The sequence below is a fragment of the Acinetobacter sp. AOR01_HL genome (genome assembly GCF_027855455.1).
In the GTDB taxonomy this organism is placed as follows: domain Bacteria; phylum Pseudomonadota; class Gammaproteobacteria; order Pseudomonadales; family Moraxellaceae; genus Acinetobacter; species Acinetobacter baumannii.
Map to the genome: position 1 here is coordinate 21,290 of NZ_JAKTIM010000033.1, position 13,797 is coordinate 35,086.

The 13,797-nt window shown below is 40.3% G+C and carries 13 protein-coding genes and 1 pseudogene; 7 read left to right on the top strand and 7 right to left on the bottom strand.

Translation table 11 applies throughout. The features are described 5' to 3' along the window. Positions 1-15 precede the first annotated feature (15 nt). The 5 genes from MKL62_RS09865 to MKL62_RS09885 all read left to right on the top strand — a co-directional run bounded on the left by MKL62_RS09865 (position 16) and on the right by MKL62_RS09885 (position 3,904). Positions 16-675, top strand: a complete 660-nt coding sequence (locus MKL62_RS09865; protein WP_005128900.1) for an amino acid ABC transporter permease — start codon at positions 16-18, stop codon at positions 673-675. Continuing rightward, positions 665-1,330 carry an amino acid ABC transporter permease gene (locus MKL62_RS09870; protein ID WP_000418066.1) on the top strand — a complete coding sequence of 222 codons (666 nt, stop codon included), beginning with the start codon at positions 665-667 and terminating at the stop codon, positions 1,328-1,330. Before MKL62_RS09865 ends, MKL62_RS09870 begins: the two co-directional genes overlap by 11 nt. Positions 1,331-1,332: 2 nt before the next feature. Continuing rightward, positions 1,333-2,064 carry an amino acid ABC transporter ATP-binding protein gene (locus tag MKL62_RS09875; protein WP_004747520.1) on the top strand — a complete coding sequence of 244 codons (732 nt, stop codon included), beginning with the start codon at positions 1,333-1,335 and terminating at the stop codon, positions 2,062-2,064. Between the two features lie 30 nt (positions 2,065-2,094). Then, positions 2,095-2,955 carry a transporter substrate-binding domain-containing protein gene (locus MKL62_RS09880; RefSeq protein ID WP_000476790.1) on the top strand — a complete coding sequence of 287 codons (861 nt, stop codon included), beginning with the start codon at positions 2,095-2,097 and terminating at the stop codon, positions 2,953-2,955. 82 nt (positions 2,956-3,037) lie between these two features. Continuing rightward, positions 3,038-3,904 carry a cysteine ABC transporter substrate-binding protein gene (locus tag MKL62_RS09885; RefSeq protein ID WP_000209982.1) on the top strand — a complete coding sequence of 289 codons (867 nt, stop codon included), beginning with the start codon at positions 3,038-3,040 and terminating at the stop codon, positions 3,902-3,904. Between the two features lie 245 nt (positions 3,905-4,149). Here MKL62_RS09885 and MKL62_RS09895 read toward each other — a convergent pair whose 3' ends face one another. Then, positions 4,150-5,085, bottom strand: coding sequence for a LysR family transcriptional regulator (locus MKL62_RS09895; protein WP_230258754.1), 936 nt, complete (start codon positions 5,083-5,085; stop codon positions 4,150-4,152). A 91-nt stretch (positions 5,086-5,176) separates the two neighbouring features. Between MKL62_RS09895 and MKL62_RS09900 the strand changes: the two genes are divergently transcribed. After that, positions 5,177-5,815: a LysE family translocator gene (locus tag MKL62_RS09900; protein ID WP_005128897.1), complete on the top strand. Its 639-nt coding sequence runs from the start codon at positions 5,177-5,179 to the stop codon at positions 5,813-5,815. Positions 5,816-6,288: 473 nt separating this feature from the next. Here MKL62_RS09900 and MKL62_RS09905 read toward each other — a convergent pair whose 3' ends face one another. The 5 genes and pseudogenes from MKL62_RS09905 to MKL62_RS09925 form a co-directional block, all read right to left on the bottom strand. Further along, on the bottom strand, positions 6,289-8,253 hold the full coding sequence (locus MKL62_RS09905; RefSeq protein WP_005128896.1) for a family 2A encapsulin nanocompartment cargo protein cysteine desulfurase: 1,965 nt from the start codon (positions 8,251-8,253) through the stop codon (positions 6,289-6,291). Further along, positions 8,228-9,160 (bottom strand): annotated as a pseudogene (locus MKL62_RS09910) (family 2A encapsulin nanocompartment shell protein). The gene MKL62_RS09905 and the pseudogene MKL62_RS09910 overlap by 26 nt, the downstream one beginning before the upstream one ends. Positions 9,161-9,400: 240 nt before the next feature. Next, the gene (epsC, locus tag MKL62_RS09915; RefSeq protein WP_109850675.1) at positions 9,401-10,342 is read right to left on the bottom strand and encodes a serine O-acetyltransferase EpsC; all 942 of its coding nucleotides are present in this window, start codon (positions 10,340-10,342) and stop codon (positions 9,401-9,403) included. A gap of 18 nt (positions 10,343-10,360) precedes the next feature. Beyond that, positions 10,361-10,870, bottom strand: a complete 510-nt coding sequence (locus MKL62_RS09920) for a rhodanese-like domain-containing protein (protein WP_005128887.1) — start codon at positions 10,868-10,870, stop codon at positions 10,361-10,363. A gap of 238 nt (positions 10,871-11,108) precedes the next feature. Further along, positions 11,109-11,846 carry an SDR family oxidoreductase gene (locus MKL62_RS09925; RefSeq protein ID WP_005128886.1) on the bottom strand — a complete coding sequence of 246 codons (738 nt, stop codon included), beginning with the start codon at positions 11,844-11,846 and terminating at the stop codon, positions 11,109-11,111. Between the two features lie 125 nt (positions 11,847-11,971). On the opposite strand from MKL62_RS09925, the gene MKL62_RS09930 reads away from it, so the two are divergent. Further along, positions 11,972-12,892, top strand: a complete 921-nt coding sequence (locus MKL62_RS09930; protein ID WP_005128885.1) for a LysR family transcriptional regulator — start codon at positions 11,972-11,974, stop codon at positions 12,890-12,892. Positions 12,893-12,929: 37 nt separating this feature from the next. Here MKL62_RS09930 and yghU read toward each other — a convergent pair whose 3' ends face one another. Beyond that, positions 12,930-13,790 (bottom strand): glutathione-dependent disulfide-bond oxidoreductase, encoded by an 861-nt coding sequence (gene yghU, locus MKL62_RS09935; protein WP_005128884.1) that lies wholly within the window; start codon positions 13,788-13,790, stop codon positions 12,930-12,932. Positions 13,791-13,797: the final 7 nt, after the last annotated feature.

The following is a 13,797-nucleotide window of genomic DNA, read 5'->3' on the forward strand; positions in this document are numbered from 1 at the left end:
TTGTTGGAATTTTCCTTGAACTGGCAGTATATCCATAGTGTGTTGCCGCAATTTTTCTCTGCAACTTTGACCACGCTGAAAATTTCAATTATCAGCATTATTTTGGCGATTATTTTAGGGCTAATTTGCAGCATTTTAATCACATATCGCGTGCGGGTGCTAAATAGAATTGCCCAGTTCTATATTGAGTTATCTCGAAATACCCCTTTATTAATTCAACTGTTCTTTTTGTATTACGGTTTGCCAAAACTCGGTATCAAAATTGATGGTTTCACTTGCGGTGTGATCGGATTGACCTTTTTAGGTGGAAGCTATATGGCTGAAGCTTTTCGAGCGGGTTTGCAGTCTGTTGCAAAAGGGCAGATTGACTCAGCAAAAAGTATTGGTCTACAACCGACTCAAATTTTTAGATATGTCATTTTCCCTCAAGCGCTTGCCATTTCAATTCCGGCAATAGGGGCAAATTGCCTATTTCTAATTAAAGAAAGTTCTGTGGTGAGTGCCATTGCTGTTGTTGAGCTGCTTTTTGTCACCAAAGACTTAATTGGTATGGACTATAAAACCACCGAAGCTTTGTTCTTACTTATCACGGCTTATCTGATTATTTTATTGCCCGTGTCTATTTTAACCAGTTATCTGGAGCACAGAAGTCGGAAGGTGAGCCATGGAACTTGATTATCTATTTCAAGCGAGTCACCTCGAACGTTTAATGTGGGGACTTTGGGCAACTGCAAAAATTGCTTTTATTTCGGTTTTTTTTTCTGCAATTTTTGGCACAGTTTTCGGCGTCATTATGACTTCTAAAAACATAGTCGTTAAAGCGCTGTGCCGCCTGTATTTAGAAGCCATTCGAATCATTCCAATTTTAGTTTTGCTATTTGTGTTTTATTTCGGCTTTGCGACATGGTTTAACTGGCAGTTTTCAGCAATGTGGGTGTGCGTTGTTGTATTTGTTTTATGGGGTACGGCAGAAATGGGCGATTTGGTTCGTGCAGCCATTACTTCGATTGATCAGCATCAACGCGATTCGGCCTATGCGCTCGGACTTACCCACGTTCAAGCTTTGATCTACGTCATTTTTCCGCAAAGTCTAAAACGAGTAACACCAGGCGCGATTAATTTGTTTACCCGAATGGTGAAAACCAGCTCTTTGGCAGTCCTGATTGGTGTGGTTGAGGTCATTAAAGTTGGCCAGCAAATTATTGAAAATTCGCTGTTGACCGTGCCGAGCGCTTCTCTTTGGATTTATGGCTTTATTTTTATTTTGTATTTTCTGATTTGCTATCCCTTATCTCGTTTGGCAGCACATTTAGAAAAGGTCTGGGAGTAATTATGCCTTTGTTATCGATACAACAATTACAGAAATCATTTGCACAAAGTCATATTTTACAGGGCATTGATCTAGATGTAGAACAAGGAGAGGTGGTTGTTATTTTAGGTCCATCGGGCTGTGGTAAAAGTACCTTATTGCGCTGTATTAACGGCTTAGAACCGATTCAGGGTGGCGAGATTCGTTTAACTGGCTCAGGTGTTTTGGGCAAAGATGTGGACTGGACTAATGCTCGTCAAAAAATTGGCATGGTTTTTCAGAACTATGAGTTATTTGGGCATATGAACGTCATTGACAATATTTTGCTTGGACCACTCAAAGTACAAAAACGCCACCGCGATGAAGCAGAACAAGTAGCAGATGAGTTGCTAAAGCGAGTGGGACTGTTTGAGCGAAAACTTGATTATCCACGACAGCTTTCAGGCGGACAAAAACAGCGTATTGCCATTGTTCGTTCATTGGTCATGCAACCTCAAGTGATTTTACTTGATGAAATTACCGCTGCGCTTGACCCAGAAATGGTTAGGGAAGTACTCGATGTGGTACTCAAGTTAGCGAATGAAGGAATGACCATGTTGATTGTGACACATGAGATGTCCTTTGCCCGTAAGGTTGCCGACCGCATTATTTTTATGGATAAGGGCAAGATTATTGAACAGGCTTCACCAGAAGAATTTTTTGAACAGCCGAAAACAGAACGAGCGAAAGCTTTCTTAAATATTTTGTCGTACTAAATTTTTATTATTTGAATCATGAGGAAGTGAATGTTTAAACGTAATTCAATAAAAATATTAAGCAGTCTTGCCGTTGCTGGGGTTTTATTAACTGCATGTAGTAAAACACCATCAACTGAACAGGCAAGTAATGCTCAAGAAGACCATTCTTTAGAACAAGTCAAAAAAAATGGGGTTCTACGCGTTGCTGTTTTTGCCGATGATCCGCCGTTTGGTTATGTAGATAGTGCGGGGAATAATCAGGGCTTTGATGTGGCTCTAGCAAAACGGGTGACTAAAGATTTGCTCGGTGATGAAAAGAAAGTTGAGTTTATTGTGACTGAAGCTTCAAATCGGGTGGAGTTTTTAAAATCAAACCGTGCCGATGTGGTGTTCGCGACATTTACAGTAACCCCTGAGCGTAAGGAGGTTGTCGATTTTGCCGAGCCTTATTTAAAAGGGGCTTTTGGGATTGTCTCGCCTAAAGCCAAGCCGATTACTGACATTGCTCAATTAGAAGGTAAAACTTTAATTGTAAATAAAGGCACAAGTTCGGATACTTACTTTACCAAGCATTATCCAAAAGTGAATTTACTCAAGTTTGAAAGAAACTCGGATGCCTTCAAAGCTTTAACCGACGGTCGTGGTGACGCAATTTCACAAGATAGTACCTATGCTTTGGCATGGGCCGCGAAGAACCCAAGTTATGTTGCAGGTATTCAGTCTATTGGTGATCAAGAGTTTATTGCACCAGCAGTTAAAAAAGGCAATACCCAATTATTGAATTGGCTCAATACTGAAATCAAGCAGCTCAGAACAAGCGGTGAAATTAAGAAAATTTATGATGAAACCTTGAAACCAATTTACGGTGACTCGGTTAATCCGAATGTGTTTTTAGACGTAGGCCAATAATTTTCGATATCGCTAGAGCAGTGCCTAAAAGTAGGCGCTGTGATTCTAAATAAGACTTTTACAAGAACGATAGGGTGAAATAATGACAACATTAACATTTCAAAACGTGAAGCATATTTTAGCTGCCTCTTTACTGAGTTTAGGTTTAGTTGCATGTGATAAAGGAACTCAATCTACTGAAAAAACGGCCGATACCACACAAACTACGTCAAGTATTGAACAGATCAAAAAGAATGGTGTGGTACGAATTGGCGTATTTAGTGATAAACCGCCGTTTGGATATTTAGATGCACAAGGTAAAAACCAAGGCTTTGATGTAGAGATTGCCAAGCATGTTGCTAAAGATCTGCTGGGTGATGAAAACAAAGTTGAGTTTGTTTTAACTGAAGCGGCTAATCGTGTTGAATATTTAAAAGCAAATAAAGTGGATATAATTTTTGCAAACTTTACCGTTACACCTGAACGTAAAGAAGTGGTCGATTTTGCTAAGCCTTATTTAAAAGTTGCTTTGGGGGTGGTTTCTCCTAAAAGTCATCCGATTACTGATGTGGCTCAACTTAAAGATAAAACTTTGTTGGTAAATAAAGGTACAACGGCTGATTCATTCTTCACCAAGACTCATCCTGAAATTAAACTACAAAAGTATGAACAAAACACTGAAACTTTTGATGCTTTAAAAGATGGTCGTGGTGCTGCGCTTGCCCATGATAACTTGCTGGTTTTAGCTTGGGCTAAAGAAAATCCAAATTACACCGTTGGCATTACCAATTTAGGTGAGCAGGACTTAATTGCACCAGCAGTGAAAAAAGGCGATAAAGAGTTACTGGACTGGTTGAACCAAGACTTAGAGAAACTGGCAAAAGAAGGTGTGATTCATCAGGCTTATGAAAAAACCTTAAAACCAGTCTATGGCGATACGATTAATCCAAAAGATCTATTGGTTGAGTAATCGTGCTAATAACCTCTAAAGATCAGGACTCTAGATAGTATTTACTCGAGCTAAGATTCATCTACAGTCTGCCCATAATTTATAAAGATAATGTTTTTGCAATATTTTTTATAGATGTAAACAGTGGTCAGGTTCTGTAGATGAGAAAGTTTTTTGGTTACTTTTTTCAAAAAAAGTAACAGAATTAGCTGATTGCTTTAGAGATTAAAGGTAGGATTCCATCGTGCTAATTCTTTGAATTTATATTACTTTAAATTAAATAAAGTCGGCTCTGCTGCTAATTTATCTGCCAAATATTGAATCAACACACTCAATTTAGGCGGGACATGCCGTGTCGGTGGGTAGAGTAACCACAGCCCACCGCTATAATAGGTCTTAAAATACCAATCTGGTAAAACCTGAACTAAGGTGCCTTGTTGTAGAGCATGGCGTGCAACGAAGTACGGCAAGCTCGCAATACCTAAATGCTGTAATGCAGCACTCAAACGCACACCCGTATGATTTGCAGCATAACGACCACGCACGGCAACACTTATCGATTTATTTCCTTGTTGAAATTTCCACTTTGAGTCACTGGCTTGTTCGCCCAAGTAAATACATTCATGCTGCTTTAAATCATGAGGATGGTTCGGTGTACCGTGCTTGGACAAATATTCAGGTGTAGCACAAACCAAGTGATCAATATCAATCAGCTTTCGACCCATAAGGCCACCTAGTGGTTGTTCTGTTATTCGAAGCGCTAAATCGACTCCATTATCAATGAGATCTACATAACGATCTTCTAAAAGCATTTGAATATCAATTTTTGGATAACGTCCTAAAAATTCGGGTAAATGCGGATGAATCATAAAATGTCCTACAGCTTTCGGAACACTCAGACGAATAATACCTTCGGGTTCGACATGAAATTGGCCCGAACTTTCCATGACTGCTTGTGCCGCATTCACCATATCTAAACAGCGTTGATAGACCTGTTGTCCACTTTCACTTAAACGAAGTTTCCGTGTGGTCCGATAGAGTAAGCGGGTGCCTAAAGCACGCTCTAAACGGGCAATCGCGCGGCTAACAGCAGAAGGTGTTGTACCAAGCTGGCGTGCAGTTTCAGAAAAGCTTTCCGACTCGACAACCTTAACGAAAGTCGCCATTTCATTTAACAGAACCAGACTTTGATTTGTGCTCATGAGGCAAAAGTTATTTGGATTTTGACTAGATTATCGCGTCTAAAAAATCGCAATACAATCTTTTAAGTGATTTTCAGGAAACTAAATTGTTATGTGGCAGTTGTATGGGCATGAGTTTTTAACGCTAGCTCTTATTCACTTTATGGCGGTGATTTTACCGGGACCAGATTTTGTGATTACGGTAAGACAAAGTGTACGTTATGGTTATTTGATTGGATGTCTAACCGCAATTGGTATTGGTTTCGGAATTTCAGTACATGTGTTTTATACACTTGTTGGTATTGGTTTTTTAATTCAGCAAAGTGAATGGCTCATGTCTCTGATCAGAACAGCGGGGGCGGCTTACTTAGTGTATTTAGGATGGCAGTGCTTACGTAGCCAGCCGAATACCACTATTGAGATTAATGGCCAAGCAGACAGTGATACTCAGAGTTTATTTAAAGCTTTTACAATGGGTTTTCTCACTAATGCATTGAACCCAAAAGCCACTATCTTTTTTCTGGCAATTTTTACGACGATTGTAAGTACGGCTACACCAATGAAAGTTCAGGTTTTTTATGGGGTTTGGATGTGTATGGTCAATGCCATTTGGTTTATGGTGGTGAGCGTACTGTTTGCTCAGCCTATTGTACGTAAACGGTTTTTGGAGTTTGGGGTTTATTTTGAGAGGGTGATGGGAGTGTTGTTGATTGGGATTGCGTTGAGATTGATTTGGAGTTTGTTTAATTAAGTTGGATATCTATTGATATTTCCTCAGGTTAAAGTTATCTGCAAGTTTTTAGACTAGCACAACGGAGTCTATACTTGCATTTGCTCGTGCTAAATTTCATCCACAGCCTGCCCATAATTTATAAAGATAATGTATTTGCAATATTTTTTGAAAAATGAAAACAGAGAACAGGTTCTGTGGATGAGAAAGTTTTTGGTTACTTTTTTAAAAAAGTAATGGAATTAGCTACTTTCTTTGGATTTGAAAACGGTAAGACTCCGCCGTGATAAGCACTTTAAATTTTTTAGATTATCAATGATTTTTAGCTCGAGCCGAAGGCTAACTTAGAAATCGAATTTAAAATAATAAGATTCCGCTGTGATAACTACTTTGACTTGTTACTACTATATATAACTTTTGAGCTAAAGTAGCTTCAATAAATAATTTATAAAAAAGACCGCTCAAAAGCAGTCTCTTCTAGTCTAGAAATAGATTTAATTGCTACGCCTATTCCGAGTCAGTTGATGTAACACCGACACCAATAAATCAATTTCTTCCGTCGTATTATAAAAAGCCAAAGACGGACGCACGGTTTGTTCTACACCAAAACGACGTAAAATTGGCTGTGCACAGTGGTGACCAGAACGTACAGCAATACCATGTTGATTTAAAGCTTTACCGACTTGTTCGGTTGAATAGCCTTGTAAAGTAAAGGACATCACACTGGCTTTATAATGTGCCGTTCCGATCAGACGTAAACCAGACACACTACTCAGCGCATTTTGACCATATTCGAGTAGATCATGTTCATAGCGAGCAATGTTATGAATGCCTAGACTTTCGACATATTCAAGTGCAGCACCTAAGCCGACAGCATCGGCAATGTTCCCAGTTCCAGCTTCAAACTTGTTTGGTGCAGGTTGGTAAACTACTTGTTCGAAGGTAACATCCTGAATCATGTTACCGCCACCTTCCCAAACAGGCATGCTTTCTAGCAACTCTGGTTTTGCATAGACCGCGCCAATGCCTGTCGGCCCAAACACTTTATGTCCAGAAAACACAAAAAAGTCTGCATCAAGAGCTTGTACATCGGTAGGGATGTGCGAAACAGATTGAGCACCGTCAACTAAAACGCGTACACCTTTGGCATGGGCAATTTTAATGACGTCAGCAACAGGTGTGACTGTACCTAAAGCATTCGAAACTTGAGTAATCGACAACAGTTTAGTACGTTCATTAATCAGTTTTGGTAACTCTTCTAAAATAATCTGGCCCGTGTCATCCACAGGAATGACTCGTAATTTCGCTCCAGTTTTTTTAGTGAGTTGATACCAAGGCACAATATTGGCATGGTGTTCTAAGTGAGAAACAATAATTTCATCACCTTCGCCAATATTTTGCTCACCCCATGTTTTTGCAATCAGGTTAATCCCTTCGGTTGTTCCTCGAACAAAGATAATTTCTTTAGAAGAGGGTGCACCAATAAATCGGGCAACTACATTTCTTGCATGCTCATAGGCGTCGGTTGCACGAGCCGCTAACTCATGGGCAGCACGGTGAATATTTGAGTTTTCATGCTGATAAAAATAAGCAATCCGGTCAATCACACGCTGCGGTTTTTGTGTAGTTGCGGCGTTATCAAACCAGACTAATGGACGGCCATTGACGCGTTCTTGCAAAATTGGAAAATCGCGACGGATGGCATGCACATCGAGTGGTTGCGCACTGCTTGCCACAAAGGTTGGTTGTGATGGTTGATAATGGCTATAACTTTGTCCAGTTTGAGGCAAGTCTAAAAAGTAAAATGAAGAAGAACTTGCAGATGTTTGTGTAGGTGCATCAGCTGCAAAGCGGTCTTCAATCAATAAAGATTTGAGCTGATCACCATGTGGTAATTGAAATGACTGTGCAACCAAATAATTATCTTCAACACCTTTAACAGAAGGTTCTGCTGCATTGCGGGCAGAAAAATCATTTAAAAAATAATAAGGTGATTCACCTGCACCAGTGGGCAAGCTTGGTTCAATGCGTGGCACATTTGGTTCACTATGAACTGCTTGTGGTAAATGTGGTTCAAATGGTGGGCGTGGCAAATTAGCTCCACCCACCACAGGCGCAGACGCTACAATTCGGCGTTCAGGGTAGTCTGGCAAATTTGGAATATGTTCAGGATATTCCGGATTGAGACTTTTCTGAAAGGCGATATTGGGCGCACGACCACTGAGTGCAGAAAATGGTTCACCCGGTTGCGGTGGGTGCGGTGGCGCTCCGACAGGTAAGTCCAACTTAAGGCCCGATGGAGAAGCTGAACTGCTTGAGCTTGGTAATGCTGAAAAAAACTCATTAGCAAGTCGAGCAATGGTGGACTCATCAGGGAAGTTGGCTGGTGGGTTAACACCAGTCACTTCAGGCCCTGTTGGACTACCTTGCAGATTACTTGTAGTTAACTGGGTAGTCATGATATTTGTCCACCTCCACATCATCTAACACTGCCAAAGCATCGTCTGTTAATACTGCAAGTGAGCAATATAACGAGATTAGATACGACGCAATCGCGTTACGGTTGATTCCCATAAAGCGTACTGAAAGCCCCGGTGACTGCTCACCCGCAAGACCCGGTTGGAACAAACCAACAATCCCTTGACGCTTTTCACCAACACGAAGCAGCAAGATTTTAGTTTTGCCATCTTCTACAGGAATTTTATTTGATGGAATAAGTGGAATTCCGCGCCATGTAATGAACTGAGAACCAAACAGACTAACCGTTGGAGGCGGTACACCACGGCGTGTACATTCACGTCCAAATGCTGCAATCGCATCAGGGTGTGCTAGGAAAAATCCCGGTTCTTTCCAGACTTTACGTAGCAAATCATCAAGATCATCAGGAGTGGGTGGGCCATTTAAAGTCGAAATACGTTGGTCATCTGTCACACTTGCTAGTAAACCGTATTCAGGGTTATTGATAAGCTCGCTTTCTTGACGTTCTTTAATGGTTTCAATGGTTAAGCGAAGCTGTTCTTTAATTTGGTCGTGTGGGCTGCTGTAAAGGTCGGCAACACGTGTATGCACATCTAAAACAGTAGATACACCATTTAAAAAGTATTCGCGTGGCTCTGGGTCATAATCAACAAAAGTTTGAGGTAAAGTTGCTTCATCACGTTGTGTTCAAGCCACCTGAATATCATCGGTATTATTGACACGGTTTAGGCGATAAATACCTGCTTCAACAGGAATCCATTGAAGTAAGTGAGTCAGCCAGCGGGGAGTAATTGTAGAAAGCTGGGGAGCTGTCTTGGTTGCATTGGCCAGTTGACGGGCCGCATGGTCCCCAAGTGCAAGTTGGGCTTTGTCTGTATTTTTCGCCATGAATCATTTTTCCTTATTGCATTGGCTTTTTGAAAATAAAAATTCTAGGATGCATATAAACTAGAATTAGTTCTGGTTTTAAAATTAAAATCGCGTTATAAATTTTTTAAATACTGAGCTTATTAATGAGTTATCTATTTTCTAAATAAAAATATATTTAAACTAGAAATAAGCATTTTATTAATCTGCACGTTCTTTGTTTATTTATCTCCTTATCTATTTATTTCACATCTATAGTTTTTAACCGGCAATATGATTTTTTTGATAAGACTCATTCGGTGACTGTAAAATCTGGCTACCTGCAGCAACACTATGGGTTAGCCAAACATTCCCCCCAATAATTGACCCTCGACCAATGGTAATACGGCCTAAAATAGTGGCACCTGCATAAATCACGACATCATCTTCAACAATTGGATGGCGTATATAATCTTTTTTCAAACCACCATCATCATTGGTTTCAAAGCGTTTTGCTCCAAGGGTCACGGCCTGATAAATACGAACGCGTTCCCCAATCACACAAGTCTCACCAATCACCACACCCGTACCATGATCAATGAAAAATCCTTTACCGATTTGCGCACCCGGATGAATATCAATACCCGTAGCAGAGTGGGCCAATTCCGAAATAATGCGTGACAATAAAGGCACTTGAGCATAGAGCTGATGGGCAATTCTGTGATAAATAATCGCAAATATGCCCGGATAGCAGAGTAATACTTCATCTACACTATGTGCTGCCGGATCACCTTCATAAGCCGCCCGCACATCGCCGTCTAAAAGGCGCCGTATAGAGGGCAAAGTGTTGGCAAAATCCTGCACAATAGTTTGAGCAAGTTCTTGTGGCTGCTGCACTGGGCTTGAATGAATCAAATGTCGTTTCGCTTCATAATTTAAAGCCAGTTGTACTTGAGCATGTAAAGCTGTTAGTACCCGATTTAAAGTATAGGCAATATAAGAATCTTCAGTTTCCTGACGTAAGTCGGCAGGGCCTAAACGCATTGGAAATAAAATGCCGCACAGGTCATCTAAAATAATTTTTAAAGCTTCTTTAGATGGAAGTTCACGGCCTCCAAATTCTTTTGTTCTGTGCTGTTGCTGACGCCAGTCATGCCTTGCTTGTTGTAAACCTTGTACAACCGCATTAATGTTCCATTGAGTCACAAGCTTTCCTTGATTCACTGAAAATTGATTGAAGTATTAGTCTTGTTGCCAAGGAAGTTGGTGGATGCGCCAGCCATTTTTCTGATTACGCTGTTGCTGTCCATTTAGATCACCTTCAAAGCCTTCAAGAACGTTATAAATGTGTTCAAAACCTGCATTAAATGCGGCTTCGGCAGCTTGTGCTGAACGGTTGCCACTACGGCATAACAAAAGAATGGTTTTGTCTTTACCAACTTTTGATTCAAGTTCTTTTAAAAAGCGTGGATTACGGTTAAATGATGTGCCTGTTGCCCATGCAACATGGATACTTTCAGGGACATAACCCACAAATTTACGTTCTTCATTGGTACGCACATCAACTAAAACAGCTTCTCCTTGTTGTACGAGTTGCCATGCGTCAACAGGTGATAAACTGCCACTAAAATTTAGTTCGTGTTCTTGTGCATATTGCTGTGCTTTGGCAAGAATATCTTCGGCTGAAAAGGATGTATTTGAACCATTTGAGATAAAACCTTGCGGAGTTTCAGTATTTAATTTAGCGTTCATTGAATATATCCTTATCTTTGATTCAGATTGTTAAGGTTCAATTTACGCGGTTTTAAATATAAGCAAAAATAAGGAATATCTATTTATATATATTATTTTGATAAATAAGAGCGGTGAATATTTTATATAAATTAGTATTAGTTAATTTTATAAAGTTATTAAAATAAAATAGATTTAAGAAATTTTATTATTTAGTAAAAAACCGTACAGATTAAAATAATCCGCACGGTTTTTAAAATTAAGCAAATCCACCATTTACACGAATGACTTGAGAGTTTACCCAGCGCCCATCTGGACCAGCCAGCATGGCAACTACGCCAGCAATTTCGTCAGGTGTCCCGATTCGTTCCAATGGAGCAAGTTTTGCAATAGCTGCTACTTGCTCTTCAGTTTTTCCATTGTAAAAAAGGTCAGTGCCTGTCGGGCCGGGCGCAACAGCATTTACAGTGATATTGCGTCCACGTAACTCATTTGCTAACACATGTACCAAACCTTCGACACCTGCTTTTGAAGCAATATAAGGACCATATGCCGGAAAAGATTTGGCAATTACACTGGTTGAAAGCGCAATAATCCGACCACCATCTGGCACTGTTTCGGCCGCATGTGCCAATATTAAAAACGCGCCACGTAAATTGGTATGAATCACTTTGTCGAAATCTGGCAGGCTTTCAGGTGTAATTTTTGCCATAGGCATAATACCGGCACTATGAACTACCACATCTAACCGACCGTTAATGGCCTTTGCTTCTTGAAACAAACGGCTCACCTCATGTTCATTTGCAACGTCCGCTTGAATAGCTGAGGCTTGACCACCTTGCTCAATAATATGTTCTACAGTGGCTTGGGCATGCGCTTTATTGCCAGCATAGTTAACAATCACATAAAAACCATCTTGAGCTAAGCGTTCTGCAATAGCACGGCCAATACCACGTGATGCGCCAGTAACCAGAGCTGTTTTTCTTGAAATATTCATTTTTAGATTGCCTGTTTGAGTAAGTATGGCTTATTTTAATAATATAGAAATATGGGATAAATCATCAGAATTGGATAAGATAATTCCGTATATATTAATAATGGATAGGGTTAAAAGATAGCACCATGGATAAATTTGATACTTTGCAACTTTTTACCCGTATCGTAGAGCTGGGTAGTTTTAGTCAGGCAGCCGATCAGCTAAATATCCCACGTCCTACAGCAAGTAATGCCATTAAGGAGTTAGAGAATAACTTACAGTGCCGTTTACTAGAGCGGACGACTCGGCATGTAAGGCCATCACTAGATGGACAGGCATTTTATGAACGCTGCACACAAATATTATCGGAACTTGATGATGCCGAATCATCTTTACGCAATGTAATTGCTCAGCCCCGTGGTTTATTACGTGTCGATTTATCAGGCGCTCATGCGACTAAAATTGTTTTACCCAATATCGATCAATTTCACGAGTTATACCCCGACATTGAACTGGTAATCAGTACGGGGGATCGCTTGGTTGATCTGATCAGGGAAGGCATAGACTGCGTGGTGAGAGCGGGGCGTTTAGATGATTCCACTTTAATTGCTAGACATTTGGTCGATATGCCGCAAGTGATTTGTGCAAGTCCTGACTATTTAAATAAACATGGAACGCCAGAGCAACCAGAAGATTTGTTATCACATTATTGTGTTAATTTCTTTTCGATATCAGGCGGACGGAATTATCCATTTGAATTGATGGTGAATGGCAAAAAACAAGATTATTTTTTGAAAAGTTGGATCGCGGTAAATGATGCTGAAAACTATGTATTATCTGCCTTACAGGGGGCTGGCTTAATTCAAGTACCGCGCTACCATGTGGCAAATGAATTAAAAAGTGGGCGACTAGTTGAGGTTTTATCTGAGTGGGAAATCCCGAAGATGTCAGTTTCTGCTTTATATCCGCAGCATCGGCAGCTCTCGCCACGCGTACGAGTTTTTGTCGCTTGGCTGAGTGAGTTATACACGGGCTATTTTGCCAACTTTGAATACCCGCAAAAATGAAATATCTTGCGGGTAAGTCAAAAACTAAATGATATTTTTAAGACTGATTCTGCAATTTATCTTGAGTCTTGGTCTCAAAATCACTCGCATCATGGCGTTCATGCAACTGCGTAGTTAAATCACCAAAGGTACGATTGACCATACGGCCACGTTGTACCGCAGGGCGCGCTAAAATCGCATCTGCCCAACGTTGAACATATTTATATTGATCGACACCTAAAAACTCCGCGCCGTTATATACCCAGTTTTTAACAAGACCGCCATACCAAGGGAATGCTGCAATATCAGCGATGCTATATTCAGAACCCGCCAAATATTCGTTTTTTGCCAGATGCTGGTCTAATACATCAAGTAAGCGTTTTGTTTCCATTGCAAAGCGGTTAATTGCATATTCAATTTTAACGGGTGCATAAGCATAAAAATGCCCAAAACCACCACCTAAGTAGGGCGCGCTGCCCATTTGCCAGAATAACCAATTGAGACATTCAGTACGTGCAGCAATATCAGTTGGAATGAAAGCTTTAAACTTTTCAGCCAAATAAAGCAAAATTGAGCCAGATTCAAACACTCTTAATGGTGGGTTTTGGCTATGGTCAACTAACGCTGGAATTTTAGAGTTGGGATTAATTTCTACAAAGCCACTACCAAATTGTTGTCCTTCACCAATTTTAATCAGCCAAGCATCATATTCAGCATCTTTATGTCCTAACGCTAAAAGCTCTTCAAGCAAAATAGTAACTTTTTGACCATTAGGCGTTGCTAAAGAGTAGAGTTGGAGCGGATGTTTTCCTACTGGAAGTGTATGCTCGTAACGCGCACCTGAGGTAGGTTGGTTTAAATCGGTTTTTTCTCCAGTCCATTGCCAAACTTGTGGAGGAATATAGTTTGAATCACTCATTTTTTAT

What these genes read in the sequence shown, in the direction of transcription:
- MKL62_RS09870 (WP_000418066.1), top strand. Translation starts at nt 665, where the DNA reads ATGGAACTTGATTATCTATTTCAAGCGAGTCACCTCGAACGTTTAATG.
- MKL62_RS09875 (WP_004747520.1), top strand. Translation starts at nt 1,333, where the DNA reads ATGCCTTTGTTATCGATACAACAATTACAGAAATCATTTGCACAAAGT.
- MKL62_RS09880 (WP_000476790.1), top strand. Translation starts at nt 2,095, where the DNA reads ATGTTTAAACGTAATTCAATAAAAATATTAAGCAGTCTTGCCGTTGCT.
- MKL62_RS09885 (WP_000209982.1), top strand. Translation starts at nt 3,038, where the DNA reads ATGACAACATTAACATTTCAAAACGTGAAGCATATTTTAGCTGCCTCT.
- MKL62_RS09895 (WP_230258754.1), bottom strand. Translation starts at nt 5,085, where the DNA reads ATGAGCACAAATCAAAGTCTGGTTCTGTTAAATGAAATGGCGACTTTC.
- MKL62_RS09900 (WP_005128897.1), top strand. Translation starts at nt 5,177, where the DNA reads ATGTGGCAGTTGTATGGGCATGAGTTTTTAACGCTAGCTCTTATTCAC.
- MKL62_RS09905 (WP_005128896.1), bottom strand. Translation starts at nt 8,253, where the DNA reads ATGACTACCCAGTTAACTACAAGTAATCTGCAAGGTAGTCCAACAGGG.
- MKL62_RS09920 (WP_005128887.1), bottom strand. Translation starts at nt 10,870, where the DNA reads ATGAACGCTAAATTAAATACTGAAACTCCGCAAGGTTTTATCTCAAAT.
- MKL62_RS09925 (WP_005128886.1), bottom strand. Translation starts at nt 11,846, where the DNA reads ATGAATATTTCAAGAAAAACAGCTCTGGTTACTGGCGCATCACGTGGT.
- MKL62_RS09930 (WP_005128885.1), top strand. Translation starts at nt 11,972, where the DNA reads ATGGATAAATTTGATACTTTGCAACTTTTTACCCGTATCGTAGAGCTG.
- yghU (WP_005128884.1), bottom strand. Translation starts at nt 13,790, where the DNA reads ATGAGTGATTCAAACTATATTCCTCCACAAGTTTGGCAATGGACTGGA.